The sequence below is a fragment of the Mesorhizobium sp. GW821-FHT07A06 genome (assembly GCF_059419085.1).
In genome coordinates, this window is sequence record NZ_JBWKRC010000003.1 from 422071 (window position 1) to 448214 (window position 26144).

Below are 26144 nucleotides of genomic sequence, written 5' to 3' on the forward strand. Positions count from 1 at the left end.
ATACGCTCTTGCCTAAGCGGCGAGAGCGGTGAAGGCGGAAGCGTAGACCAGCCTGCCGGCTTCCGGAGCGTCGCCCCAGGCCAGCGCTTGCAGCGCCTCGCCCTGGTATTCGCTCTCGAATTTTTCGGCCCGCGCATGGCTATAGCCGAAACGGCCATAATAGGCCGGGTCGCCCAGCACCACGGCCAGCGTCTCGCCGGCATCCCTCAGGCGGATATGCGCCTCTCGGATCAGCGCGCCACCAATGCCGCTGCCATGGAACGAAGGCTCCACCGCCAGCGGCGCCAGGGCCACGGCCGCGAGGCTCTTGCCGCCATTCTGGACGAAGAGCCTTGAAAACAGGATATGGCCGACCACCTGGCCTTCTTCTTCGGCCACCAGCTCGACCACGGCGTCGCCGCCGGTCACCAGCGCGTCGACCAAGCCGGCCTCCGCCTGCTGGCCGAAAGCGTGTTCCTCGACGAGGCGGATGGCCTCGCGATCCCGCGGCGTCGCCGCGCGTATCGACATCATGCTCATGAGAACTTCATTCCTTTTACGATCTTGGCTCCGCGCAGGAATTCCGACGCGGCGGCGGGCTTTCCGCCCGCACGTTGAACTTCGACCAGTCTGATCGCGCCTGTTCCGCAGGCGACCGTCAGCCGGTCATCGAGAATTCCTCCCGACTCGCCCAGATCTTCCGAAAGCGACCGGCCTTCGGACAGCGTCGAGCGAAGCAGTTTCAGCCGTTCCATGCGGCCGCCAATGTCAATTTCAGACCAGGCGCCGGGAAAGGGCGACAGGCCACGAAGACGGTTATGGACCTCGACGGCAGGCCGTGTCCAATCCACGCGCGTCTCGAATTTATCGATTTTTCTGGCGTAAGTCACCCCGTCCGCCGCTTGCGCGGTAAATGTCAGGGTGTTCTCTTCCAGCCGCGCCAGCGCTTCCACCATCAGGGAGGCACCGACACTCATCAACCGATCATGCAGATCGCCGGCTGTCATATCGGGTTCGATAGCGCATTTTTCAAGCAATCCCACCGGGCCGGTGTCGAGCCCCTCTTCCATGCGCATCACCATCATGCCGCTTTCCAGGTCTCCCGCCATGATGGCGCGCTGGATGGGAGCGGCACCGCGCCAGCGCGGCAAGATCGATGCGTGGCCGTTGATGCAGCCAAGCCGGGGCGCGTCGAGAACAGCCTTGGGCAGCAGCAATCCATAGGCGACGACCGCGGCGATATCCGCCTGCAAGTCACGGAAAGCGGTCTGTTCGGCCTCGGCCTTGAGAGAGGTCGGCGTGCGTACCGCGATGCCCAGCCGCTCCGCTTCGCGCTGCACCGGCGACGGCGTCAACCCCAACCCGCGCCGGCCGGCGGCGCGAGGCGGCTGCGTGTAGACGGCGGAAATCTCATGTCCGGCCTCGGCAATCGCGCGCAGCGTCGGCACCGAAAATTCCGGCGTGCCCATGAAGATGACGCGAAGGGGCATTCCCCTATCCCACCAGCTTGCCCGGCGCCTTGTCCTTGGCGAGCTTCTTGAATTTCTTCACCACCATGTCGCGCTTCAGCTTCGAGATGTGGTCGATGAACAGCACCCCGTTGAGATGGTCGATCTCGTGCTGCAGGCAGGTCGCCATCAGACCCTCGGCCTCCATCTCCTGCAGTTTGCCGTCGCGGTCGAGATATTTCACCCGAACGGAAGCCGGGCGTTCGACCTCGGCGTAATAGTCGGGGATGGACAGGCAGCCTTCCTCGTAGACGGAGCGCTGATCGGCGCTTTCGAGGATCTCCGGATTGATGAAGACATGCGGTGCCGGCGTTTCGTCTTCCTTGGCAAGGTCGATTACCAGCATGCGCAACGGCTCGCCGATCTGGATTGCCGCCAGCCCGATGCCGGGCGCGTCATACATTGTCGCCAGCATGTCGTCGGCCAGTTTGCGCAAGGGCGCGTCCACGCGCTCCACGGGCTTCGAAACCTGGCGCAGGATGGGATCGGGAAGGATGATGAGCGGCTTGATCGGCATGGCGTCCCACGTAAGACGTCCAGCGAAAAGCGTCAACCGTTGGACCTGAGTCTCGTTCACGTTTTGATCTGTGCCAGCCCCACGAATCGGCTATGCTGTCCACATGAATGATCTGAGCACCATCCTTTCGCAGCCCGTCGCCCGGCTCGGCGCCTCGACAATCACGCTCGGCCACGCTCTGGCCTTCGGCGCCTTGTTGTTTTTCGGCCTGTTCGTGGCTCTGGTCGTCGCGCTGTGGCGGTCGGCCAAGGCGCGTGCCGTCGCGGCCGCGGAAGCCGCCGACCATGCCCGCGACGCCGAGGCGCGGATGGCCGGCATATTGCAAAGCCAGGCTGAGATGCAGGGCCGCATGGGCGCCATCGCCGAAGTGTTCGGCGCGCGTCAGGCGGAGTTGACGCAGTCGATCGGCCAGCGCCTCGACGCCATGACCGGCCGCATCGGCCAGACCATGACCGAGCAGACCAAATCCACGCATGAGAGCCTGGCCAAACTGCAGGAACGGCTGGCGGTCATCGATACCGCGCAAGGCAACATCCAGTCGCTTGCCGGCCAGGTCGTGCAGCTCCAGGCCATCCTTTCCAACAAGCAGACGCGTGGCGCCTTCGGCCAGTCGCGCATGGAGGCGATCGTCGCCGACGGCCTGCCGATGGGCGCGTATGAATTCCAGGCGACGCTGTCGAACGGCAGCCGGCCCGATTGCCTGGTCAAGATGCCGAACGGCGCGCCCTCGCTGGCCATCGATGCCAAGTTTCCCCTGGAAGCCTGGAATGCCATCCGCGCCGCCGATGGCGCCGACCTGCAGAAGGTCGCGTCCCAGGCCTTCCGCCGCGACATCGAGATCCATGTCCGCGATATTTCGGAGAAGTATCTTATCCAGGGCGAAACGCAGGACACCGCCTTCATGTTCGTGCCGTCGGAATCGGTGTTCGCCGAGATTCACGAGAATTTCGAGGCGATCGTCCACAAGGCGCACCGCGCCCGCGTTGTCATCGTCTCGCCGTCGCTGCTGATGCTGTCGATCCAGGTCATCCAGGCGATCCTCAAGGACGCCCGCATGCGCGAACAGGCGCATCTGATCCAGGGCGAAGTGATCCGGCTGATGGAAGATGTCGCGCGCGTCGACGAGCGCGTGCGCAAGCTGCAGGGCCATTTCGGCCAGTCGGCCAAGGATATCGAGGACATCCTCGTCTCGACATCGAAAGTGACCAAGCGCGGCCAGAAGATCGAGGCGCTGGAGTTCGGTGCGCAGGCCGAAGGCGATGCAGGCCCGGAGACGCCGTCCCGGGCACCGGCCGCGAAACTCGACCCCGGCCCGCGCGTTGCCGATTCTAAGACCGGGCAGCTCAGGCTGCGGGTCGTCGAAGGCGACGACTGAGCGGATTGTTTGATCTTGACGCAATTCCCCGGGGAAAGCGCTACGCGCTTTTCCCAGGAAGACCGCCCACACCTTTCCTGGAATTGCGTTAGGCCACGGCGACGATGACGTGGGCCTGAATCTTGGCGGCAACCGCACCGCTGCCATGCCTGGCCGCGATCGCTGACGCGGCATGGTCCGTTGCGGCGTCGAGTTTTCCCGGATCCCTGGCCTCGATTTCGGTGCGAAGCACCGTTCCCTGGCAATACGCAAGCGCCGGAATGCGCGGCGAGGGCGCGCGGCTCTGTTCGGCCCTCGTCTCGATCGCCACACCGGAGAAACCCGCCTCCTCAAGGTCTCCGCGGATCAATGCCGTATCGTGGTAGCCGTGCGGCGTGCGGGCCAGAAAGCGTGGTGGATCGCTGGGAAAGATCCTGGCCAGGGCATTCGTCACATCATCGGCAAACACATTCTCTTCGATGCGATCCCATACGTTGAACAGAAAGTGTCCGCCCGGCTTCAGCACCCGCCTTGCCTCGCGGTAGGCGGAGGGGCGGCTGGGAAAGAACATCGCGCCGAACTGGCAGCAAACGAGATCGAAGGTCGCATCTTCAAACGGCAGCGCCATGGCATCGGCCTGGCGCCATTGGATGCGGCTGTCGGGAGCTTGTCGCGAAGCGGCATAGTCGAGCATCGGCTGGTTGAGGTCGGTAACGACATAGCTTGCGTCAGGAGACAGTCTTGGCGCCAATGCGCGGGTGACAACCCCGGTGCCCGCGGCGACTTCCAAAACGGCGCTCGGCGAAAAGGATGCCGCTCGTTGTGCAAGATCCGCGGCGAACGGCTCGAAAATCAACGGCACCATATAGCGGTCGTAGTTTTCCGGGATCGAGCCGGCAAACAACTTGTCCGTTTCCAACATGGCTATCACCCGCCTGTTTGATGTCGAGCCAGGCTAGCACATAATTGTTGTCCTGGGCGGCTTTCGGCGCGGAGGCAGGTGCTACTGCTCTTCCACGATGCTTATTCCTTCGAATTCCGGAAGCCAGTGCAGAGCCGATCGATGCCACTTCTGTTGTGTCGGGATCAGATCCTCGCGTTGCCGCGCGGTCCCCGCTCGGATCCCATAGATCTTCGGGCCGTAGCCGACAGACGTCGCATAAAGATGCGAGCCGCAATCGCCGCAAAATGCCTGGGCGCGCTTGGCGCCGCTCGATCCGGTCTTGATATAGATTTTTGGCGTGCCCCTGGGGATCCGGTAATGATCCTCGGGCGCGGGAACGGTGACGCGAAAGGCCGTACCGGTCAGTTGCTGGCAGTCCGTGCAGTGACAGATGGAGGTCTTTTCCGCGTCGACCTCCGCTTCATAGGTGATGGCACCGCAATGGCACGCGCCGTCGATCTTCATTGTTGCTCCTCCGAAATCGATCGGCTGATCTTAGCGGCGCCAGGCGGTGCGGCCAACGGTGCAGTGCTGGTCCACGACTAGTTCGACGCGGCCTCGATCTGTTTGCGTCGCTGATCCCAGGTGCCCGTGGTCTGCGGCTTGACGAACAGCCGCGTGATCTCCGGCATCTCCTCCTTCAGCCGCGTCTCGATGCGCTGGACACAGGCCTCGATTTCCGGCGCGGTAAGATGATCCTCGAATTCGATGCTCAACCCCGCGACGATCTCTTGCGGTCCCATGTGGACGGTCAGGACGCCGTTCGCCCGCTGCACCGCCGGATCCTGCTGGGCGATTGCCAGCACTTTCCCTTGCACCTCGAGGGATGCCGGTTCGCCGATGAGCAGGCCCTTGCTTTCGCGGGCGAGGAAAATCGCCGTCGCGCCGAGGATGAGCGCGATGCCGATCGAGGCGGCGCCGTCGAGCTCCGGCATCTCCAGCAACTCCGCCGCCAATATGCCGGCAAAGGCCACGATCAAGCCAAGAAGCGCCGCGCTGTCCTCGAACAGCACCGTATAGACGCTCGGGTCCTTGCTCGATTGCACGGCTTGCAGCCAGCCTTGCTTGCCCTTCTCCCGGCGAAATTCCTTCAGCGCCACCAGCCATGAGCTGCCTTCGAACAGGAAGGAGAGGCCCAGAACGACATAGTTCACCTTGACATTGGCGACAGGCTCCGGGGCCATGATGTGGACAATGCCCTCGTAGAACGACACGCCGGCGCCCAGCGCGAAAACCAGAAGCGCGACGATGAAGCTCCAGAAATAGAGCTCGCGGGCGTGGCCGAGCGGATGTGTGCGGTCGGCCGGGCGCGCGGCCCGGTGCATGCCGTAGAGCAGCAGCCCGCCATTTCCGGTATCGACCAGCGAGTGGACGCCTTCCGACAGCATCGCCGAACTGCCGGTGAAGAAGGCGGCGGCGAATTTGGTCAGCGCGATCGCCAGATTGCCGGCGAGCGCGGCATAGATGACCGTTTTGGAGCCGCCATGGCCGGCCATGCAGTTTGGTTCCCGTTTAACGCGCCCAGTCTAACGGCCGGATGGCCGAAGCTCCACCACAACGCGCCAACGGCCGGGTCGTTCAGACGCGATTTGCCTGGGATTGGCGCGGAACGGTGACTATTCGACGATTTCGTCGGTCCACACCTTGAAGCCGGCCAGTGTTCCCGGTCCGAAAATATGGGTCAGCGGCACATCCGCCGCGTCGCGTCCGGAGGCGATCAGGATACGACCGATGCGCGGTGCATTGTTGCGCGGGTCGAAGACGTGCCAGCGCCCGCCGAGATAGACTTCCATCCAGGCGGCGAAATCCATGCTCGACCACGGTTTCGGCATGCCGATATCGCTGATGTAGCCGGTGCAGTAGCGTGTCGGGATGTTGAGCGCCCGGCAGAAGGTCACGGCGAGGTGCGCGAAGTCGCGGCACACGCCGCTCTGCTCGCGATAGGCTTCCGCCGCGGTGCGCGTCGGCCGCGCGTTGCCATAGTTGAAGACGATGTGGTTGTGGACGAAATCGCACACCGCCTGCACGCGCGGTATGCCGAGCGGCGTATGGCCGAACAGCCGCCATGCCTCGCTGGCCAGAAGGTCGCTCTCGCAAAACCGGCTGGGCAACAGGAACAGCAGCGTTTCCGCCGGCAGGTCGCGCACCTCGTGCTGCCAGGCCATCAGCTCGCTCATCTCGAATGTGCCGGGCGCGCCGATGACGGCATCGGTGCCGAATGTGAACCGTCCGGGCGGCGCAACGAAGCGGTTGCACCAATTGCCGAAACTGTCGCGGTAGCTCTCGATCGGCACCGGCGGGTTCGATGTCAAGAAATCCGGGCGCTCGAGATCGGAAGCGCGGGAATAGTGGACATTGAGCATCGCGATAAGCGGCGTTTCCTGCGGGAAGTCGAAACTCATCTCGCAGCCGATATGGATCCGCATTGTCGTCCTGACCGGCCTGCCTGACGATCACCCGGCGAATGCGCGGGTCGATGCTGCAGTGCGAAGATGAGAATGGCACGGACCGCCGTGGTTTACGAGTAAATTAGAAACCGGTTGAAAGCGGCCGACCGGCAGTTCCTGACAGGCGCTGCCCCCTTGCAGCGAAGCGTTTCTCTTGTTTCACTTCACTCCCCGCAATTGGAGGAACGAATCATGGCTAAAGGTGCGATGAAGGCAGGCAAGGAAGCCCGCAAGCCGAAGAAGGACGCCAAGAAGCCGGCAGCCGCTCCCGTCCTGAAGGCGCCGCCAGTCAAGGCGATGCGCATCAAGGAGAAGTAGGCCTCGACAAGGCCGGCGCGGTGGGATCTCACCGGCGGCATTCGGCAATGCCGCCGGCGGGTGTTGATCGGGCTTTTGGAAAACCCTATATCCTTGGCGCGGGGACGACCCCGTGCTTCTCCCAAAAATCAGGTCGGGACGACCCGCCCATTGTTGATCTGAGGATCGGATTGTATTTCCGATCCGATGCTGGATGGAGCGTTCCCGATGTCTTGGATTTTTCTGTTTTTCGCCGGCCTGTTCGAAATCGGCTGGGCGATCGGTCTCAAATACACTGATGGGTTCACCAGGCTTGTCCCGACCGTGCTCACGGTCGCGTCGATGATCGTCAGCCTTACCTTGCTCGGCCTGGCGCTGAAGGCGCTTCCCGTCGGCACCGCCTATGCGGTGTGGACCGGCATCGGCACGGTCGGCACGGCGCTGCTTGGCATCTGGCTGCTCGGCGAGCCCGCCACGGCGATCCGGCTTGCCTGCATCGCGCTGATTGTCTGCGGCATCATGGGGCTGAAGTTCGCGGCTTGACTGCACGTCGCCCAAAGGCGCCAAACGGCTTTGGGACAACGATACGCATCCTCGAAGGCCAAAGCCCTACTTTCGCGCAAACACATTCAGGGCCGCTGCAAGGCGACCCTGATCCAATATTCAAACGTGGCTGCGCCGAAGCTGCTAGCGGGCGGAGAAACCGGGAGGCGCTCTGCCGGTACGCGCCTTGCGGGCCGCATAGCGTGCGTCGCGCTTGGCCTTTCGCTCTGCCTCGTCGGCGAGCAGACGGGCAATGCGCTCGGTCTCTTCGGCTTCCCGAATTTTGGCTTCGGCCTGGGCTGCTTCTTCCGCGGCAACGCGCGCCGCCTCGGCCGCTGCCTCGCGCTCAGCCTTCTCGGCTGCCTCGCGTGCCAGCTTTTCCTGCTTCAGCCTGGCCTTTTCAGCCTCGCGTATCGCGCGAGCCTCAAGGATTGCCTTGCGTTCGGCCTGCCGTGCCAGCACCGCAGGATCATCTGCCGCCGGCTTTGACTTGAAACGCTCCAGAAGCGCCTTCTTTGCCTCGTTCGCGGCGTTGCGCCGCTCGAAAATGTCTTTTTCCCTGTAGATAGCCAAGTCCACTTCCCTGAAGTCAATTCGCGAGGCTTACATACGCGCGAATGCCGAGAGTTCAAGCGCCAAAACGGTATGCCAGCCATGAAATTCCGCGATGTTGCAGCCGGGAGACGCCTTTTCCCACCCAAACCGACATGCACTGTTCACTGTCCAGACCTCTGGCGGCCAGGCGTATCGCTCGCTACCTCTAACGCCAAAACCCAACACCAGGATGACATCACATGGAACTCGGTCTCTACACTTTCGCCGACGTCAGCCCGCAGCCGGGTCCCGGCGCCATCGGGCCGCATGAGCGGCTGCGCAACCTGATCGAGGAGATCGAACTGGCCGACCAGGTCGGCCTCGACGTCTTTGGCCTGGGCGAACATCACCGGCCCGATTATGCAGCCTCCGCGCCAGTCGTGGCCCTGGCGGCCGCGGCGGAGCACTCCAAACGCATCAAGCTGACCAGCGCGGTCACCGTGCTCTCCTCGGACGATCCGGTGCGCGTCTTCCAGCAGTTCGCCACGCTCGATCTTCTGTCGGGCGGCCGTGCCGAGATCATGGCCGGGCGCGGCTCGTTCATCGAATCCTTTCCGCTCTTCGGTTATAATCTCGAGGATTATGACGAGCTCTTCGCCGAAAAGCTCGATCTGCTACTTGCCATCCGCGATCAGGTGAAAGTCACATGGTCCGGCAACCTGCGCGCGGCGATCAACGATCGTGGCGTATACCCCCGTCCGTTCCAGGACAGGCTGCCGATCTGGATCGCGATTGGTGGAACGCCGCAGTCGGCCGCCCGCGCCGGCGCGCTCGGCCTGCCGCTGGCGCTCGCCATCATCGGCGGCGAGCCGGCGCGCTTCGCGCCGCTGTTCGACCTTTACCGCGAGGCCGCCAAGCGGGCCGGCAGTGACCCGGCCGGTCTCGCCACCAGCATCAACGTGCATGGCTTCATCGCCGACACCACCGAACAGGCGGCCGACGATTTCTACGGCCCGCAGGCGGAGGTCATGAACCGCATCGGCCGCGAGCGTGGCTGGGGCCCGACGTCGCGGGCGCATTTCGACCAGTCACGTGGTCCGAACGGCGCCCTGTTCGTAGGCAGCCCGGAGCAGGTGGCCGAAAAGATCGTCGCCCAGCACAAGATCTTCAACAATGACCGCTTCCTGCTGCAGATGGCGATCGGCACCATGCCGCATGCCAAGATCATGAAGGCGATCGAGCTCTACGGCACCAGGGTGGCGCCGATCGTGCGCAAGGAGACGGAGAAATCCGCGCCGGCGGTGGCTGCTCCGGTGGCATAAGCCAACGGCAGGGCCGGCTTCTCGGGCCCTGCCGGCTAACGGAACCTTGAAGCCGCGCCAGCGTTTTCGGTCGACGGATCGCACCAATTGCGGTGCACCGCTGAGGGACCGAGATGAAAGCCGAATCCGAGGCGCTGGGCGCGGGCGTTGCCGAAGCGGCCGAAGCGCGCGCCGTGGCGCGTGCCGATACGCATCTGATGCGTACGCTGCTGGTCGGCATCTTCATTTTCATGACCGTCTATGCGCTCTACTTCGGCCGCGCCTTCTTCATGCCGGTCATCCTGGCGTTCCTGCTGGCGCTGACATTGACGCCGATCGTACGGCTGCTGCGCAAGCGCGGCATCCCTGAAGTGGTTTCGGCGACGCTTCTCGTGCTGCTGTCCATCTGTGTGTTCGCAAGCGCTGGCTACTTGCTCAGCGGCCCGGTGATCGATCTCCTCAACAACACCTCGTCGATCGGCCAGCAGCTCACCGAGCGGCTGGCGCAATTGCGGCGTCCGCTGGAAAGGATCATGCAGGTCTCGCATCAGATCGAGCAAATGACCGAGACCTCGCAGGAGCCGGGCATCCAGAAGGTGGCGGTGGCCCAGTCCGGCATATTATCGGCGGCCGCCAGCAACATCCTGGCGGCGGGAACCAGCCTCACCATCATCTTCGTGCTGTCGCTGTTCCTGCTCGCCTCGGGCACGATGTTCTACGAGAAGATCATCCAGTCCTTCGCCAGCCTCACGGAAAAGAAGCGGGCACTGCGTGTCGTCTATGACGTCGAGCGCGAGATCTCGCACTATTTGCTCACCGTCACCATCATCAATGCCGGTCTCGGCACGGTCATCGGCCTTGGCCTGTGGGCGCTCGGCATGCCCAACCCGCTGGTCTGGGGCGTGGCCGCCGCGCTGCTCAACTTCCTGCCCTATGTCGGCGCGCTGCTGACCATCGTGCTGGTCGCGGTGATGGCGCTGATCAGCTTCGACACCATCTCTTACGCGCTTCTGGCGCCGGCCTTCGTGCTGCTCTGCGACGTCGTCGAGGGCCAGTTCGTGACGCCGATGGTGGTCGGCAGGCGCCTGGAGATCAACGCCGTGGCGATCTTCATCGCCATTGCCTTCTGGTCGTGGCTGTGGGGTTTCGTCGGCGCCTTGATGGCGGTGCCGCTGCTGGTCGTCATCAAGGTGTTCTGCGACCATTTCGAGGGGCTCGGCCATGTCGGCAATTTTCTCGCCGCGCAGCAGAACGGTGTGGTGGGGGACGATGATGCCGCCGACACCGAGCCGGCGAAGGGCTGATCAATATTTTTGAATTTGCGGCCTCGCCAGGTGCATCCTACATGCGGTTTCTACACAGGATGCCAACGCATGACCGAACTGTCCGTTCTCGACCTGTCGCCGATCGTCGAAGGCAGCGATGCCTCGCAGTCGCTGGCCAACTCGCTCGATCTTGCCCGCCATGCCGAGCGGCTGGGCTACAAGCGCTACTGGCTGGCCGAGCATCACAACATGCCGGGTATCGCCAGCGCCGCCACATCGGTGGTCATCGCTCATGTCGCCGGCGGCACCAAAACCATTCGCGTCGGGGCCGGCGGCATCATGTTGCCCAACCATGCGCCGCTGGTGATCGCCGAGCAGTTCGGCACGCTGGCGGCCCTGTTTCCCGGCCGCATCGATCTGGGGCTCGGCCGGGCCCCCGGCACCGACATGAACACCGCGCGCGCTTTGCGCCGCAACCTCGAAGCCGGTGCTGACAATTTCCCGCAGGATGTCGTCGAACTGATGGGCTATTTCCTCCCCGCGGAGGAAGGCCAGCGCCTGCGCGCCGTGCCGGGCGAAGGCCAGACCGTGCCGATCTGGATCCTCGGCTCGAGCCTCTATGGCGCGCAGCTCGCCGCCATGCTTGGCCTGCCCTACGCCTTTGCCTCGCATTTCGCGCCAGCGGAGCTCGATCATGCGCTGGACATCTACCGCTCCCGCTTCCAGCCGTCGGAGCAGCTCGACAAGCCGCATGTCATGCTCGGCCTCAATGTCTTCGCGGCACCTACCGATGCCGAGGCGCGTCTGCTGTTCACCTCGCTGCAGCAGGCCTTCGTCAACCTGCGCACCGGCAGGCCGGGAAAATTGGCGCCGCCCGTCGAGAACTATGACCGCGATCTGGACCCGATGGCCAAGACAATGCTCGGCCAGGCGCTGTCCTGCGCCGTCGTCGGCTCTCCCGAAACGGTGCGGCAAGGCATCGACGCCTTCGTGCGCCGCACCGGTGCCGACGAGCTGATGGTCACCGCGCAGATCTTTGATCACGCGGCGCGGGTGCGCTCCTTCGAGATCTTGGCTGAGGCTCACAAATCGCTTTTGCAGGCGGCCTGATGTTCCGAGCGGACTCCGCCGGCTTCGCCAACGCGTCGTCTGCCTAGGTTTCTTTGTTTGCCGCGGGTTCTTGCCGCAAAACCGCGGGACACTTTTTACGGAACCTGCCTGGCAGGCACTGTTGCAGGCACCGCCGTTTTGCTATGGGCGGGTTTCCCTCCACGGATCGGAAACTTCCCTTGAAAAACGACCATGAAGCGCGCGAGCGGTTTGCCATCGATCTGGCGCGGCGCGCCGGTGACCTCGGGCTCAGATATTTCCGCGATCTGGAGAGCCTGACCATCGAGAGCAAGGGCCATCAGGACCTGGTCTCGCAAGCCGACCGTGAGGTCGAGCTGTTCATCCGCGCCGCGATCGCCGCCGACTATCCGCAAGATGGCATCGTCGGCGAGGAGCATGCCTCGGTCGCAGGCTCGACAGGCCATGTCTGGGTCATCGACCCCATCGACGGCACCGCCAATTTCGTGCGCGGCATTCCGGCCTGGTGCGTGGTGATCGCTTGCGCGCGGGATGGGGAGACGGTCGTCGGCGTCATCCACGAGCCGTCGACCGGCGAGACGTTTCACGGCAGGCGCGACGGTGGCGCCTTCGTCAACGGCCGGCCGATCAAGGCAAGCGCGGCGACCAGCCTGGAAGAAGGGTCGGTGGGGACCGGCTTCTCGAATCGGGCCGAAGCCGAGAACATCGCCGTGCTGATCAAGAAGATCCTCGCCGAAGGCGGTGTCTTCTTCCGCAACGCGTCCGGCGCGCTGATGCTGGCCTATGTGGCCTCGGGCCGGCTGCTTGGCTATGTGGAGGAGCACATGAACGCCTGGGACTGCCTGGCCGGCATGCTGTTGATCGAGGAAGCCGGCGGTGCCGTTCTGAAGGCGGATCGCGCGACGGTGCTGCAAAGCGGGACACAGGTCATATCAGGCGGCAAGGGCGTCTTTTCGAAACTGCAGGCGCTTTGTTACGGGGTGTTCAAGCCCTGATCCAACACGCGTCGTTCAGGCACTCGCGCTCTGGGCGATTGCTCCCAGCGGCCGGCACGAATTGCGGATCATCAGCCGGCCTTTGAGCACCAGCTTGCGCGGCGGCGCGTCCCGGTTGCCGGCAAGGCGGTCGAGCAGCAGATTGGCCGCCTGTTCACCGATCGCCTGCACCGGCTGCGCCACCGTGGTCAGTTGCGGCTGGAACACGTCGGACCACGGAAAATCGTCGAAGCAGGCGACCGAAATATCCTCCGGGCAGGACAGGCCGATGTCGCGGATCGCCTTCATGGTGCCGATCACCATCGGATTGTTGGCCGAGAAGATCGCGCTTGGCCGATTGTGCAGCGACAGCAGCTGCATGGTCGCGTTATAGCCGTCGATCTCATGGAAATTGCCGGAGCGAACCAGTTCCTCGGCCACCGGCAGGCCGGCCGCCCGAAGCGCCTCGCTGTATCCGGTCATGCGGTCGTGCATGGGCGAAATATCGGACGTGCCGGTGATGTAGCCGATGCGCCGGTGGCCAAGATTGATCAGGTAGGTGATGGCGTCGAACACGGCGCGCTGGTTGTCGAGCACCACCGCGTCGGTATCGACGCCTTCGCAGATGCGGTCCAGCAGCACGACCGGCACATTGGCGTCGTGGACGATCCCCTTGAGGATCGCGCCGTCGCCGACACGCGCCACGATCAGCCCGTCGACCATGCGGTCGAGCAAGAGCCTGATCTGGTCGTCCTGGGTGTTCAGATCCTCGTCCGTGCAGCAAAGCATGACGGCATAGCCGGCGCGGTCGAAGGCCTGCTGGATGACCGAGACGACATCGGTGAAGAACGGATTGGTGATGTGCGGCACGGTCAGGCCAATGGTGCGCGTCGTGCCCATTTTCAGGCTGCGGGCGATCGCATTGCGCTTGTAGCCGATATCGCGGATCGCCTGCTCGATGCGCTGGCTGAGTTCGGGGCTGACGGTCGCCGTGCCGTTGATCAGCGCCGACACGGTGGCGACCGAGACACGCGCCGCTTCCGCCACATGCAGCATGGTCGGCGCCGTCGATTTTCGCTGTCTCGTCCGCTTGGATGCTGCCATTTTCGAAACGTTTCGCCAGTGTCTGTTCGCTATACCTACGGAATATCAAGGTTTTTCGCAAGAATTGAAAAGGGTCAATCCTGCGTTATCAGATAGCGGCTTGACAGTATCGAAACGTTTAGAATAGCGTTTGGATGAGATTGACGAGGACGGAAGGGAGGCCGCCATTGTCATGGAGCACAGAGGTTCCATCGCCCATGGGCATGTCGCGGCGGCGGACCATTCCAATGTCGTCCTGAGCGCCGAGCGCATTTCCAAGAGCTTCGGCGGCATCGCCGCCCTGGTCGATGTCGGCTTCGATTTGCGGCGTGGCGAGGTCCATGCCCTGATGGGCGAGAACGGCGCCGGCAAGTCGACGCTGATGAAGATCCTCTCCGGCGTCTATACCGGCTACGAAGGCACGGTCAGCGTCGATGGAAGACCGGTCAGCTTCGCCGGCGTGCGCGACGCCGAGGATGCCGGCATCGCCATCATCCACCAGGAACTCAACCTGGTGCCGGAACTCAGCGTCGCCGACAACATCTTCCTCGGCCGCGAAAAACTGATCGCCGGGCTGATCGTCGACCGCAAGGCGAGCAGCCGTGCGGCGGCCGCCCTCCTGCAGCGACTCGGCATTGAACTCGATCCGGAAGCGCGCGTCGGCGCCTTGCGCGTCGGCGAACAGCAACTGGTGGAGATCGCCAAGGCGCTGTCGATGTCGGCGCGCATCCTGATCATGGACGAGCCGACCTCGGCCCTTTCGCCCGCCGAATGCCAGCGGCTGTTCCGCATCATCCGCCAGCTTGCCGAAAGCGGTGTCGCCATCATCTACATCTCGCACCGCATCGACGAGGTGATGCATCTGGCCGGCCGCGTCACGGTGTTCCGCGACGGGCGCCATGTGCTGACGCGGCCGATGGCCGAGCTTGACGAGAATGCCATCATTTCGGCGATGGTCGGACGGGACCTGCTCGCATCCTCCCAAGAGGAGCGGGATCCCGGCGGCCGAACCGTGCTTTCGGTCAGCAATCTGTCGCTGACGAAACCCGACCGCCAGGGTTGGCGGCAGGTGATCGACGGCGTCAGCTTCGATCTGGCCGCCGGCGAAATCCTCGGCATAGGCGGCCTTTTGGGCTCGGGCCGCACCGAGATCATGGAAGCGATCTTCGGCTCGGGCGATGGGCGTGCCGGCGGCGAGGTCAAACTCGACGGCCGGTCCGTGAACATCCGCTCGCCGCGCGACGCCAGGCGGCTGGGCATCGCGCTGGTCACCGAGGACCGCAAGACGCAAGGCCTGCACTTGCAGGCCTCGATCACGGACAATGTCGCGCTGCCGCTGGTCGGGTCGCTGGCACGCTTCGGCATCCGCTCGCTGTCCGGCGAGCAGGGCCTGGCGAGGCAGGCGGTCAAGGCACTCGGCATACGCTGCCAGGACATCGATCAGCCCGCCGGCACGCTGTCGGGCGGCAACCAGCAGAAGGTCGTCATCGGCAAGTGGCTGGCGACCAGGCCGCGCGTGCTTTTGCTGGACGAGCCGACGCGCGGCATCGATGTCGGCGCCAAGCGCGAGATCTACGACCTCATCTTCCAGTTGGCGCGCGATGGCCTGGCCATCGCGGTCATCAGCTCCGAATTGCCGGAATTGCTGCATCTCTCGGATCGTATCCTGGTGATGGCCGAGGGCCGCCAGACCGGCATTCTTTCCCGCGCCGCGGCAAGCGAAGAGACCATCATGCGCCTTGCCGCGCCGCGCCGGACCCTATCGAGACCAGCCGCATGACCGCACTGAAACTCCTGTCCCGGACCAAGCTCTATTGGGGCCTGATCGCCATCTTCCTGATCGGCGTGCTCGGCTCGCCGGTCAGTTCCAAGGGCAACAACATCTTCCTATCCTACGGCAATCTGCTCGACGTGCTGCGCCAGGTGTCGACCACCGGACTGATCGCCACCGGCATGACGGCGGTGATCATCACCGGCGGCATCGATCTCTCCGTCGGCTCGCTGATGGCCATCTGTTCGGTGGTCTGCGCCATGCTGCTGACGGTGCCGGGTGTTACACCGGGCGTCGTGCTGGGCGTGCCGACTGTCGCGCTGGTGGCGCTTTGCCTTGGTTTCGTCGTCACCCGCTTCATTTTCCTCAACGTGGAAAAGTCCCGTACCGGTCCGGATGCCGCCGCGCGCGATGTGAAGCTGGACAGTGTTCGCGGCCTGGTCACGCCGGCAATCGTCGGCGTGTTCCTGTGCGGCCTGTCGCTATGGTACCTGCTGCCGCAGATCGAGCCCAAATTCGGCGTGCTCGGCGTGCTCTTGGTGGCGCCCTGCGTCGGCCTGCTGTTCGGCGCCATCAACGGCTTCATCATCGTTGCCGGTCGGCTGCAGCCCTTCATCGTCACGCTGGCGATGATGGTGACGGCGCTCGGTATCGCCCGGCTCACCGCCGGCCAGAACAATGCCGTGCTGCCGGTCTATACCGGCTCGAACGCCACCGCCGATTTCGAGATGCTGCGCTCGCTGGTGTTCGGCGTCATCCCGATGCCCGGCCTGTTCTTCCTCGGTGCCATCCTGATCTATGGCGCGGTGCTGCGCTTCACTCCGTTCGGCCGCTATGTCTATGCCATCGGCGGCAACGAGGAGGCGGCGCGGCTCTCAGGCATCGCCGCCGGCCGCGTCAAGATCGCCACCTATGCCGTCTCCGGCCTGCTCGCCGGCCTCGCCGCGGTGCTCTATGTGGCGCAGTACCGGCAAGGCAAGCCCGATGCCGGCGCCGGTCTGGAGCTCGACGCCATCGCCGCCGTGGTCATCGGCGGAACCAGCCTCATGGGCGGACGCGGCAGCCTGATCGGCACGTTCTGCGGCGTGCTGATCTTCGGGCTGCTCTCCAACATACTGCAGCTCCACAACATCAATTCGAATCTTCAACTGGTGCTGAAGGGGATGATCATCATCGGCACCGTGCTCGTCCAGGAGCGCAATGCCGGCGATCTCCTGGCCTATCTGCGCCTGCCCGGCGGGCAACCGGCGCGCAAGGAAACGGCCGCAGCCAAGCGGCCGCCACAAGAGACCCCGTCTCTCAATCTCGGAGGAAACAAGAAATGAAACGACGTGACATGCTGAAGCTTGCCGCACTCGGCGCGGCACTGCTGACCACCACCGCGCTGCTTTCGACCGGCAACGCCTTCGCCCAGGACAAGAAGTGGAAGATCGGCTTCTCGCAGGTGACGACCATCGAGCCCTGGCGCGCCCAGTTCAACAAGGACATCATCGCCGAAGCCGCCAAGCATCCCGAGGTCGAGCTGATCATCACCGATGGCGAGGACAAGACCGAGAAGCAGGTCGCCGACGTCGAGAACCTGATCCGTCAGGAGGTCGACGCGCTTTTGGTGTCGCCGAAGGAATCCGCGGGCCTGACCGGCGTCGTGCAGCAGGCCATCGACGCCAAGATTCCGGTCTTCGTGCTCGACCGCAACGTCGACACCAAGGACTACACGCAGTTCGTCGGCGGCGATAACAAGCTGATCGGCCGCGCGGCCGGCGAATATGCCGTCGAACTGCTCGGCGGCAAGGGCAAGGCGGCGGGCAATGTCGTCGAGATCTGGGGCGGGATGGGCACCCAGCCGGCGCATGACCGCCATGACGGCTTCCACGAATTCACCGACAAGGAGCCGGGCATCAAGTATCTGCTCGACCAGCAGTCGGGCGACTGGAAGCAGGACCAGGCCTACAATCTGATGGCCAACGCGCTGAAAACCAACGAGAAGATCGATCTCGTTTACGGCCACAACGACCCAATGGCCTACGGCGCCTATCTTGCCGCCAAGGACGTCGGCCGCGAGAAGGACATCAAGTTCATCGGCATCGACGGCTTGCCCAATGAAGGCGTGCAAATGGTGAACAAGGGCGAGCTGACGGCGACCTTCACCTATGTCACCCCCGGTGCTGAAGGCCTGCGTCAGGCGATCAAGTTCCTCAACGGCGAGAAGGTCGAGAAGACCATCACGCTGCCGACCGAGAAGATCACCAAGGAAAACGCCGCCCAGGTGCTGAAGGACAACGGACTCTGAGACGATACGCTTCTGCCGGGCGCTGATTGGCGTCCGGCAGGACCAGCCTACGCCAGCTTCGCCAGCAGCTTTGTGAACGTGGCGATCTCCTTGGCCGAGAGCGGTGCCAGCGTTTCCCTGGTGATTTCGCGGGCCAGCGGGATCAGCCGTTCGATCGCATCGCGACCCTCGGCGGTCAGATTGACCAGCAGCCGCCTTTTGTCGACCTCATGCCTGGAGAGCGCCACCAGGCCGCGTGCCTTCAGGCGGTCGATCACGCCCTTCACGGTCGCCGCGTCCATCGCGATCAGCGTGCCGAGGTGGTTCTGCGAGGTCTCGCCGACATCGCGCAGCTTGGCCAGCGCCGCGAATTGTGGCGGCGTCAGGTCGCCGATATGCGCGGCGAAGATGGACACATGGCGCTGGTGCGCCTTGCGCAGGATGAAGCCGACCTGTTCCTGGAGGAGGTAGTCATGTTCCTCAGGCTCTTCGGCCTCGACCAGCTTGAGCAGATTGTCCTCGCCGTTCACCGCAACCCGTCCCAGGCCTTGATGTCGTCGGCCGCAAGGCCACCCATGCGGTTGTGGACGCGCGGGCCGCAGGTCATGGCGAGGCAAAACAGGATCTCGTCGGGACGCGGGCCGTCGCTTATGCCGACTTCCATGGCGTCGAAATGGCTGCGCACATAGGCGGCGTTGATGTGGCCGAGCGGTACGTCGAGCTTCGAGCCGAAGGCGCCGACCTTCTTGGCCGACGGCACGATCGCCTTGGCGTCGCCGAGCCGCTCGCGCATGGCGTAGCCGCCCGGCACATGCCAGAGCGCGCCGTGTTCCAGTTCGCCCGCCGTGCCGACGATGGCGCCCTTGCCGTAGCCGTCGATCTGCTTGACATCGCCGCCGAGCGCCGCGATCAGCCGGTCGCAGAGCAGCAGGCCGAGCGGCTTCAGATCGTCCATGGCGCTTTGCAGATCCTCGACATAGCGTCCCGCGAACGGGTTCCTGACCACGGCCATGGCCGCCGCCCGGCGGCGCGGTACGTCCGCGACCGGTCCGCCCTCGTGAAAGATTTCTTCGCTCAGCACCGCGACCTTGCGGATCGGAAACTCAGGCATGGGCAACTTCCTCCCTCGGATGTTTGTTGGGCGCGGAAAGTGCAACCGAGCCACTGATGCGGGCCTCACCGCCAAGAAACAGTGCCGATGCGGCAATCAGCCCGCGCCGGCGAAAATCTTCGGCGACGGCCAGGCCATTGTCCAGCGCCTGCGCCACTTCGCCAAACGCCAGCGTGCCGACGGCTTGTGTCACCAGTCGCGCGCCGAGATCGCTGTCGGGCGACAACTCCTGTGCCGGAGTGCGCTTGATGGCGGGATTGCCGGGCAGGTCGACCGCGTTGGCGATGAGCGTCGCCGCCGCATCGGCCTCTGCGCCGGTCCGCGCCAGCACGGTGACGGCGTCGGCAATGCCGAGCGAAAAGGAGCGGCCGCGCCAGCCGCTGGTGGCAACGCCGCGAACGCCGTCTTCCGCACGGATCGTGATCCGGTCGGCCATGCCGTTGCCGGTGCCGGCGACCGCCAGACCGATCGACCGGCCCGTGCCAATGTGAAGGGCGCTGTCGCCGCCATTGTTGACATAGGCGCGATCGAGCCTGCGGCCGGCAAGCAATGCGGCGAGCATTTCGTCGGCTACCGATCCTGCAACGGCCGCCATCGGTGTTATGAAGCATTCCGCCAAGGGCATGACGGCGGCTTCCATGCGGCGCGCCGTCGGGCCGTCAAAGGCGCGCGGCCGCAGGAAAAATGCCGGGAGCCGCAATTCGGGAAGCTCCTTGACCAACTCGATCAGGATCGTCTGGAAGCGCGCGACAGCCTGGGCGTAGGCGGCACGACACTCGCCCGCCTCGCCAAAGGCCTCGACGATCAGGTCGATCGGCCCGTGGTTGAGGTGCAGCCGCTTGCCGTCCTGCAGCCAGTGGACTTGCGGGCCGTCCATCACCCGGCTCCGTTCGAGGCGGCACGCCGCAATTGCGCGAGCGGCGGCCATGGATTGTCGGACGGCGCGCCGGTTCCGCGACGTGGGTTGAGATACTCGCCGCCCTTGGCGACGATATCTTCGACGCTGCGGATTTCGGCCTCGTAGCCGCCGAGCCTGATATAGTCGTCGCGGCGCAGCGTGAATTCGATCGGCGCCACCAGCGCCGGTGTCGGCACATAGCCGAAAGCGCCTTCCGGCACCTTGGTGACATCGACCATCAGCGTGATGCCGCCGCCCGGCCAGACATAGACCGGCGCGCCGCCGACCGTCACATAGGTCTTCAGGCCTTGCACCGACCGGGTGAGATTGACCGGGTTTTCGGTGACGCCGGCCCGCAGCGAACCGCCGGCGCCGCCGATGAACAGCACGGTGCACAGCGCTGGCTCGCAATTGTCCTCGATCAGATTGACCGACTTCCGCAGCCGTTCGGGAAACGGTTTTTCGACAGGCTTCAATTCGTCGTCGAGTTCGTAATAGGCGAATTGTTCGCCTGTGGTCGAAACCATCAGCAACGACAGGCCGGGTCGCGCGCCCTTCTTGGCGTTCCAGTCGCCAAGGATCGACAGCGGGTCGGAAATCGAGGTGCCGCCCCAGCCGAGGCCGGGCTCGGAAACCTTGAAATAGCGGCCCGGCGTCGAGCGGCGGCCAATGATCTTGATCCCCGTATCCTGCCAGCCCAGCACCTTGCCGGCCTGATGCTCGGAAACGACGCCGGTGATGTGGTCGTCGACCACCACCACCTCGTCGACCAGCCCGCGCCATTGCGTGGCGAACATGCCGATCGTCGCCGAGCCGCAGCCGACGCGCATGCGGTGCTCCTGCTTGCCGTCGATGACAGGTGGTTTGCCGGCTTCGACGATGATGGTGGCACCGCCGTCGATGATCAGTTCCACCGGCTTGCGGTTGCACAGATTGAGCAGCGCATCGCAGGTGGCGCGGCCTTCGGCCTTGGAGCCGCCGGTGAGGTGATGCACCCCGCCCAGCGACAGCATTTGCGAGCCGTATTCGCCTGTCGTGACATGGCCGATCGCCTCGCCCTCCGCCCGAACAACAGCCGTTTCCGGTCCGATATGACGGTCGGTATCGATCTTCACCTTGACGCCGCAATACGAAAAGATGCCTTCGGTGACGACCGTGACGAGATCGACGCCCTCGACCTCCTGGCTGACGATGAACGGCGCCGGCTTGTAGTCGGGATAGGTGGTGCCGGCGCCTATTGCCGTGACGAAGCGGCGCCCGGTGTTGACCAACTCGCCGTCCCAGGCCTCGCCTTCGGCGACGAAAGGCACGATCGCCGCGCCGGTCTCGGCCGCGTGGTCGAGGATGGTCAGAGGGTCCATCCGTACGATCCGGCCGCCGGCATTGCCGTAGCGGTCGCAGGCGCCGGTGCGGCCATCTGCGATGTAGCACATGACCGGGCAGGCATCGCAGCGGATCTTCTCCGCCACCAGCTTCTCGCCGGGATCGTGCGTTTCGAAGCGCTCGGCAAGCTCGCTCATCGGCGTGCCTCCTTTTCGCGGATGCCATCTTTTTCACGAATGCCAGCGCGCAGACGCGTCGGCGTCGCCGGAATCCTGGTGACCAGAACGCCGGTGGCGTGGCGGATGGCGTTGAGGATCGCGGGTGCGGTCGGGATCAGCACATGCTCACCCAGCCCCTTCGCGCCGAACGGGCCTTCCGGATCGGGAACCTCGACCAGGATGGTTTCGATCGGCGGCACGTCGCCTATGGTCGGAATGAGATAGTCGTGCAAATTCTCGGTCCGGCCGGGAATGTATTCTTCCATCAGCGCCATGCCGATGCCTTGCGCGATGCCGCCTTCGATCTGCCCTTCGACCAGCAGCGGGTTGATCGCCTTGCCGACATCGTGCGCGGCGGTGATTTTCAGCAGCTTCACCGTGCCGAGCTTGAGATCGACCTCGAGTTCGGCGATCTGCGCGCCGAAGCCGTACACGGCATAGGGCTTGCCTTGGCCCTTGGCATCGAGCGGCAGCGTCGGCGGATCGTAGGTCTCCTCGGCGCGGAAGACGAAGCCTTCGGCATCGACGTCGAGCGAGGCGAGATCGATGCGGCGTACGGCCTCGCCCTCGCGGATGACGATCGCCACACCATCCAGCTGGAGGGATGCCTTTTCCGAGACATTGGCAAAGCGCAGGATGTTCTCACGCAACGCGCGGCCGGCCTTCTCGGCCGCCTTGCCGGTGACGAAAGTCTGGCGCGAGGCCGAAGTCTTGCCGGCATCGGGGCTGATCGCCGTATCGGCGCTCTTCAGCCGGAATTTCTCCAGCGGCAGGCCGAGCGCGTCGGCGCAGATCTGGGTGATGACGGTGTTGGAGCCCTGGCCGATATCGACGGCGCCCTGGTGCAGGACGACCGTGCCGTCGGCCGCGATGCCGACCCGGATGGTCGATGGATTGGGCAGCGAGGTGTTGCCGCAGCCATACCAGCAGGAGGCCACGCCGACGCCGCGCTTTTTGTCCGCGTGGGCATGGTTGAACGCGTCCGCGTCGGCTGTCGCGCGCACCCAATGCGGCCGCAGCGCCTCAAGGCACTCGGCAATGCCGACGCCGGACTCCAGGCGTTGCCCGGTAACCGTTTCGGAGCCGTTCCGAAGGCAGTTTTTCAGGCGAAAATCGAGGCGGTCGATGTCAAGCTTGCCGGCTAGCTCGTCATAGAGCGTTTCCTGCATGATGGTCGCCTGCGGCACGCCAAAGCCGCGGAAGGCGCCGGAGATCGGGCCATGCGTATGGATGGCGCGGCCCTCGGCGCGATAGTTGGGCGTCGCATAGGGTCCGGACGCATGCACCGGCACTCGGTTGGCAACGGTCGGGCCCCAGCTGGCATAGGCGCCGGTGTTGAAATCTCCGGCAAAGGTCATGACGGTGACATGGCCTTCGGCGTCGACGCCGATGGTCGCCCGCATCTCAGCCGGATGGCGCTTGGTGGTCGATGTCATCGATTCATTGCGGGTGTAGGCCAGCGCCGCCGGTCGGCCGGTTTTCAGCGCCACGAGGCCGATCAGCGGCTGCAGCGAAACGTCGAGTTTCGAGCCGAAACCGCCGCCGGTCGCGGTCGGCACGATGCGCACCTTGTCGACGGCAAGGCCAAGCACCTTCGCCGTCTCGTCGCGGTCCATGTAGGGCGCCTGCGTGCACGCGACGACAACCAGCGTGTCGCCATCCAGATAGGCATGGCCGGCTTCCGGTTCGATATAGGCGTGCTCGACATAGGACGTTTCGATGGCGCCGCTCACGGTGAGGGCGGCATCGGCAAGCGCCGCCTCGGGATCGCCGCGCTCGACGAGGCCCGTGGTCAGAAGGTTGGCCGGGCGGTTGTCATGGATCCGTGCCGCACCTTCGGCCTGCGCTTCGCAAGATTGCAGGAAATGCGGCAATTCGGTCCAGTGGACCGGGAAATCCGACAGGTCGAGATCGAGGATCGCCTCGCGCTCGCCGGCGACCAGCGCCACCGCCTCGCCGCGAAGCCGCGCAAGTCCTTCGGCCAAAGCCGGCTGATCGGCGAACGGGCCGATCGCACCGAAGCAGTTCTTTCCCGGTATGTCGGCCGCCGTGAAGACACCGGCGATGCCGGGGTGTCTCTTCGCCCAACCATCGAGGTCGCCAAAGGCAAAGCTGGCGTGATAATGCGGCGAGCGGACCACCAGCACGGAAAGTGCATCGGCAGGGAAGGAATCGCCGCCGAACTTTTCGCCGCCTGTGACCTTCGGGATTCCATCTAACCGGACTGGGGATGAGCCGACGGCGTGGCCTGAAGTTGGCATTCTGTGGTCAAGGTTGCGATCCAAATGATGATGCTGATGCCGCCCCTCACCCTTACCCTCTCCCCGCAAGGGACGGGGAGAGGGAGGCGTCGACGCTGGAGCTTGTCCCTTCTCCCCGTCCCTATACGGGGAGAAGGTGCCGGCAGGCGGATGAGGGGCAGCGCCATCCATTGACGGTTCGAACCGCCCGGCATCCATCACCGCCGCGATGATCTTCCGGTAGCCGGTGCAGCGACAGAGAATGCCACCCAGCGCATCCTGCACTTCGGGCTCGGTAGGGCTGGGCTTCCTGTCCAGCAATGCGGTCGCCGCGACCAGCAGCGCGGGCGTGCAGATGCCGCATTGCGCCGCGCCGTGGGCAAGGAAAGAGGCCTGCAACGCCGACAGCCTGCCGTTGGCCAGCCCCTCAACCGTCGTCACCGCGGTGCCGGCGGCGGACGCCGCCGGCATCAGGCAGGCGCAGACAGGCTCGCCATCGACCAGCACCGTGCAGGCGCCGCAATCGCCGGCATCGCAGCCGACCTTGGTGCCGGTGAGCCGCAATTCGTCGCGCAGCACCTGTGACAGCCGGCGCAGCGGCGGCACATTGACCAGGACGGCGTCGCCATTGACCGCGAAGGCAATGTCGGCGCGTTCAAGGCCGAGGCCGGGCGTGCCTCCGCCCAGATCGGGCAGGGCCGCAGTCACTTCAGACGGAAGCTGGTTCATGCCGCCACCATGTTATCGTTCGTCAGGCCGGCGGCCGTCAGCACGGCGCGGGCGACAATCTCGCGCACAGCGTCGAGCCGGTATTCCGCGCTGCCGCGCACGTCGGCGATCGGCGACAGTTCCGTGATCGGTGCGGACTGGACCGCATCGCCGAGCCGGTGATCCACAGGCAATCCGAGCAGCGCCGCCTCGACGCCGGCAAGGCGCCTGGCGACTGCCGAGCACGAGCCGACGGCGATGGCCGCTTCGGTCACTGTGCCGTTCTCGACGACCAGGCGCGCCGCCACCATAGCTATGGAAATGACGAGATAGCGCCGTGCGCCGAGCTTGACGAAAGCCGACGTGCCCGTTGTAGAGGGCTTCGGCACGCGGATGGCGCTGACCATTTCCCCAGCTTGCAGGGCCGTGCGGCGGTTGCCGAGAACGAAATCCGGCAAGGGCAGGTAGCGCGTCACTGTTGCCGAACGCAGTTCGACTTCGGCATCGAGCACGAGCAGGCCCGGCACGCCATCGGCGGCCGGCGAGGCGTTGCAGAGATTGCCCGCGACCGAGGCGACGTTCTGGATTTGCGGCGAGCCGACCTCGCGCGCGGCCTGTTTCAGCGCATCGAAGGCAGGCGGCAAGGGATGGCGGATTAGGTCGCTCCATGTCGTGCGCGCACCGATGACAAAGTGGTCATCCGTCTCGGCGATGCCGCGCAGCGCGGTGAGGCCATTGATGTCGAGGACATTGTCGCGGAACGGCTTCGTGCCTTGTGCCGGATAGAAATCCGTACCGCCGGCGAGGATGCGCCAGGCGTCCTCGCCAAGCAGCGCGAGCGCCTCATCGACCGTGGTGGGTTTCGCGTAACGGATCACGCTTTGCCTTCCCAGAGAGCGGGCCTTCCACGAATTTGGCCCTCCCAGGATTTTCCCCCGGGATCATGTTGCCGGTTTCGAACCGGAAATTCATTCGTATGCAAATGATATCAAGCCGGTGGAAATTGTCAAAGCCAGAGTTTGGGGGTGTCGTCCCTGTCGGGCCGCATGCAACGAGATTGTTACGCCTTCGGAGGTTGACGCGGCCGGCCATCTGGTCAAGTTTCTGCCTCCGGTCGCAACAGCGGCATCGAGACAGAGGGAAGGAAGCCGCATGGCCGACGAAGCGCTTGTTGTCATCGACCTGCAGAACGACTTTTGCCCGGGCGGCGCGTTGGCCGTGACCGGCGGCGACGAGATCGTGCCGCTGGTCAACGACATGATCCGGCGGACTGACCATGTCGTGCTGACGCAGGACTGGCACCCCGCCGGCCATTCGAGCTTTGCCTCCAGCCATCCGGGCGCGCAGCCCTTCACCATGATCGAGATGCCCTATGGCCAGCAGACGCTGTGGCCGGACCATTGCATCCAGGGCAGCCTCGGCTCGGATTTCCATTCCGGCCTTGCCTGGACCAAGGCCGAGCTCGTCATCCGCAAGGGATTTCGCCCAGCGATCGACAGCTATTCGGCGTTCTTCGAGAACGACCACACGACGCCGACGGGTCTCGCCGGCTATCTCAGGGAGCGCGGCATCGACAGTTTGACCCTGGTCGGCCTGGCGACCGATTTCTGCGTCGGCTTTTCGGCGCTGGATGCCGTCAGCCAGGGTTTCAAAACCACCGTCAGGCTCGATGCCTGCCGTGGCATCGATCTCAATGGCTCGCTCAATGCCATGCTGCGGCGCATGCGCGATGCCGGCGTGACGCTTGAAGATCATTTGTCGGACTGAACGGA

General features: G+C 64.5%; 26 protein-coding genes. 11 read left to right on the forward strand and 15 right to left on the reverse strand.

Annotated elements, in window-relative coordinates:
* Nucleotides 1-12 precede the first annotated feature (12 nt).
* The 3 genes from AC07SZ_RS12525 to def are packed head-to-tail and all read right to left on the reverse strand — an operon-like array spanning nucleotide 13 to nucleotide 2004.
* A complete protein-coding gene (locus AC07SZ_RS12525; RefSeq protein WP_056573554.1) occupies nucleotides 13-519 on the reverse strand; it encodes a GNAT family N-acetyltransferase in 507 nt (168 codons plus the stop codon).
* Nucleotides 516-1469: a methionyl-tRNA formyltransferase gene (gene fmt, locus AC07SZ_RS12530; protein WP_494914448.1), complete on the reverse strand. Its 954-nt coding sequence runs from the start codon at nucleotides 1467-1469 to the stop codon at nucleotides 516-518. Before fmt ends, AC07SZ_RS12525 begins: the two co-directional genes overlap by 4 nt.
* Before the next feature lie 4 nt (nucleotides 1470-1473).
* Nucleotides 1474-2004 carry a peptide deformylase gene (gene def, locus AC07SZ_RS12535; RefSeq protein ID WP_056573548.1) on the reverse strand — a complete coding sequence of 177 codons (531 nt, stop codon included), beginning with the start codon at nucleotides 2002-2004 and terminating at the stop codon, nucleotides 1474-1476.
* 103 nt (nucleotides 2005-2107) lie between these two features.
* On the opposite strand from def, the gene AC07SZ_RS12540 reads away from it, so the two are divergent.
* On the forward strand, nucleotides 2108-3379 hold the full coding sequence (locus AC07SZ_RS12540; protein WP_494914450.1) for a DNA recombination protein RmuC: 1272 nt from the start codon (nucleotides 2108-2110) through the stop codon (nucleotides 3377-3379).
* Nucleotides 3380-3467: 88 nt separating this feature from the next.
* Here the strand turns inward: AC07SZ_RS12540 and AC07SZ_RS12545 are convergent, their stop codons facing one another.
* The 4 genes from AC07SZ_RS12545 to AC07SZ_RS12560 all read right to left on the reverse strand — a co-directional run bounded on the left by AC07SZ_RS12545 (nucleotide 3468) and on the right by AC07SZ_RS12560 (nucleotide 6727).
* Complete coding sequence (locus tag AC07SZ_RS12545) at nucleotides 3468-4280, reverse strand: class I SAM-dependent methyltransferase (RefSeq protein WP_494914451.1); 813 nt, start codon at nucleotides 4278-4280, stop codon at nucleotides 3468-3470.
* Nucleotides 4281-4361: 81 nt separating this feature from the next.
* A complete protein-coding gene (locus AC07SZ_RS12550) occupies nucleotides 4362-4766 on the reverse strand; it encodes a GFA family protein (RefSeq protein ID WP_494914452.1) in 405 nt (134 codons plus the stop codon).
* Nucleotides 4767-4843: 77 nt separating this feature from the next.
* Complete coding sequence (locus AC07SZ_RS12555; protein WP_056568404.1) at nucleotides 4844-5797, reverse strand: cation diffusion facilitator family transporter; 954 nt, start codon at nucleotides 5795-5797, stop codon at nucleotides 4844-4846.
* 120 nt (nucleotides 5798-5917) lie between these two features.
* Nucleotides 5918-6727 carry a transglutaminase-like domain-containing protein gene (locus AC07SZ_RS12560; protein ID WP_056568407.1) on the reverse strand — a complete coding sequence of 270 codons (810 nt, stop codon included), beginning with the start codon at nucleotides 6725-6727 and terminating at the stop codon, nucleotides 5918-5920.
* Nucleotides 6728-6940: 213 nt separating this feature from the next.
* Between AC07SZ_RS12560 and AC07SZ_RS12565 the strand changes: the two genes are divergently transcribed.
* Both AC07SZ_RS12565 and sugE read left to right on the forward strand, forming a co-directional pair.
* A complete protein-coding gene (locus AC07SZ_RS12565; RefSeq protein WP_081294966.1) occupies nucleotides 6941-7066 on the forward strand; it encodes a hypothetical protein in 126 nt (41 codons plus the stop codon).
* 207 nt (nucleotides 7067-7273) lie between these two features.
* A complete protein-coding gene (gene sugE / locus AC07SZ_RS12570) occupies nucleotides 7274-7588 on the forward strand; it encodes a quaternary ammonium compound efflux SMR transporter SugE (protein ID WP_056570253.1) in 315 nt (104 codons plus the stop codon).
* 144 nt (nucleotides 7589-7732) lie between these two features.
* Here the strand turns inward: sugE and AC07SZ_RS12575 are convergent, their stop codons facing one another.
* Nucleotides 7733-8161, reverse strand: a complete 429-nt coding sequence (locus AC07SZ_RS12575; protein WP_065005444.1) for a DUF6481 family protein — start codon at nucleotides 8159-8161, stop codon at nucleotides 7733-7735.
* A 221-nt stretch (nucleotides 8162-8382) separates the two neighbouring features.
* Here AC07SZ_RS12575 and AC07SZ_RS12580 point away from each other — a divergent pair, with 221 nt between their 5' ends.
* From AC07SZ_RS12580 to AC07SZ_RS12595, 4 genes are all read left to right on the forward strand, one after another.
* Nucleotides 8383-9444, forward strand: coding sequence for an LLM class flavin-dependent oxidoreductase (locus AC07SZ_RS12580; RefSeq protein ID WP_494914453.1), 1062 nt, complete (start codon nucleotides 8383-8385; stop codon nucleotides 9442-9444).
* 113 nt (nucleotides 9445-9557) lie between these two features.
* On the forward strand, nucleotides 9558-10727 hold the full coding sequence (locus tag AC07SZ_RS12585; RefSeq protein ID WP_172371344.1) for an AI-2E family transporter: 1170 nt from the start codon (nucleotides 9558-9560) through the stop codon (nucleotides 10725-10727).
* Between the two features lie 69 nt (nucleotides 10728-10796).
* Nucleotides 10797-11798, forward strand: coding sequence for an LLM class flavin-dependent oxidoreductase (locus tag AC07SZ_RS12590; protein ID WP_494914454.1), 1002 nt, complete (start codon nucleotides 10797-10799; stop codon nucleotides 11796-11798).
* Between the two features lie 179 nt (nucleotides 11799-11977).
* Nucleotides 11978-12772, forward strand: a complete 795-nt coding sequence (locus tag AC07SZ_RS12595; RefSeq protein ID WP_494914455.1) for an inositol monophosphatase family protein — start codon at nucleotides 11978-11980, stop codon at nucleotides 12770-12772.
* A gap of 15 nt (nucleotides 12773-12787) precedes the next feature.
* On the opposite strand, the gene AC07SZ_RS12600 is transcribed toward AC07SZ_RS12595, so the two are convergent.
* Nucleotides 12788-13807, reverse strand: coding sequence for a LacI family DNA-binding transcriptional regulator (locus tag AC07SZ_RS12600; RefSeq protein ID WP_494914717.1), 1020 nt, complete (start codon nucleotides 13805-13807; stop codon nucleotides 12788-12790).
* 220 nt (nucleotides 13808-14027) lie between these two features.
* On the opposite strand from AC07SZ_RS12600, the gene AC07SZ_RS12605 reads away from it, so the two are divergent.
* From AC07SZ_RS12605 to AC07SZ_RS12615, 3 genes are read left to right on the forward strand one after another with little or no spacing between them, the layout of a single operon-like run.
* A complete protein-coding gene (locus AC07SZ_RS12605) occupies nucleotides 14028-15614 on the forward strand; it encodes a sugar ABC transporter ATP-binding protein (RefSeq protein WP_494914457.1) in 1587 nt (528 codons plus the stop codon).
* On the forward strand, nucleotides 15611-16930 hold the full coding sequence (locus tag AC07SZ_RS12610; RefSeq protein ID WP_056568427.1) for an ABC transporter permease: 1320 nt from the start codon (nucleotides 15611-15613) through the stop codon (nucleotides 16928-16930). Before AC07SZ_RS12605 ends, AC07SZ_RS12610 begins: the two co-directional genes overlap by 4 nt.
* Nucleotides 16927-17895, forward strand: coding sequence for a substrate-binding domain-containing protein (locus AC07SZ_RS12615; protein ID WP_056568429.1), 969 nt, complete (start codon nucleotides 16927-16929; stop codon nucleotides 17893-17895). The genes AC07SZ_RS12610 and AC07SZ_RS12615 overlap by 4 nt, the downstream gene beginning before the upstream one ends.
* Before the next feature lie 47 nt (nucleotides 17896-17942).
* On the opposite strand, the gene AC07SZ_RS12620 is transcribed toward AC07SZ_RS12615, so the two are convergent.
* Genes AC07SZ_RS12620 through AC07SZ_RS12645 form a run of 6 tightly spaced genes read right to left on the reverse strand, consistent with a single transcriptional unit; the run spans nucleotide 17943 to nucleotide 25250 of the window.
* Complete coding sequence (locus AC07SZ_RS12620; RefSeq protein ID WP_494914459.1) at nucleotides 17943-18404, reverse strand: MarR family winged helix-turn-helix transcriptional regulator; 462 nt, start codon at nucleotides 18402-18404, stop codon at nucleotides 17943-17945.
* Nucleotides 18401-18985: an amino acid synthesis family protein gene (locus tag AC07SZ_RS12625; RefSeq protein ID WP_056568436.1), complete on the reverse strand. Its 585-nt coding sequence runs from the start codon at nucleotides 18983-18985 to the stop codon at nucleotides 18401-18403. Before AC07SZ_RS12625 ends, AC07SZ_RS12620 begins: the two co-directional genes overlap by 4 nt.
* Nucleotides 18978-19862 carry a UPF0280 family protein gene (locus AC07SZ_RS12630; RefSeq protein ID WP_056568439.1) on the reverse strand — a complete coding sequence of 295 codons (885 nt, stop codon included), beginning with the start codon at nucleotides 19860-19862 and terminating at the stop codon, nucleotides 18978-18980. Before AC07SZ_RS12630 ends, AC07SZ_RS12625 begins: the two co-directional genes overlap by 8 nt.
* Complete coding sequence (locus AC07SZ_RS12635; RefSeq protein ID WP_172371336.1) at nucleotides 19862-21403, reverse strand: 6-hydroxynicotinate reductase; 1542 nt, start codon at nucleotides 21401-21403, stop codon at nucleotides 19862-19864. Before AC07SZ_RS12635 ends, AC07SZ_RS12630 begins: the two co-directional genes overlap by 1 nt.
* Nucleotides 21400-24393: a molybdopterin-dependent oxidoreductase gene (locus tag AC07SZ_RS12640; RefSeq protein ID WP_494914462.1), complete on the reverse strand. Its 2994-nt coding sequence runs from the start codon at nucleotides 24391-24393 to the stop codon at nucleotides 21400-21402. Before AC07SZ_RS12640 ends, AC07SZ_RS12635 begins: the two co-directional genes overlap by 4 nt.
* Nucleotides 24390-25250, reverse strand: a complete 861-nt coding sequence (locus AC07SZ_RS12645; RefSeq protein ID WP_065005435.1) for an FAD binding domain-containing protein — start codon at nucleotides 25248-25250, stop codon at nucleotides 24390-24392. Before AC07SZ_RS12645 ends, AC07SZ_RS12640 begins: the two co-directional genes overlap by 4 nt.
* Nucleotides 25251-25524: 274 nt before the next feature.
* On the opposite strand from AC07SZ_RS12645, the gene pncA reads away from it, so the two are divergent.
* Nucleotides 25525-26139, forward strand: a complete 615-nt coding sequence (gene pncA / locus AC07SZ_RS12650) for a bifunctional nicotinamidase/pyrazinamidase (RefSeq protein ID WP_494914464.1) — start codon at nucleotides 25525-25527, stop codon at nucleotides 26137-26139.
* The last annotated feature ends 5 nt before the right edge of the window (nucleotides 26140-26144 follow it).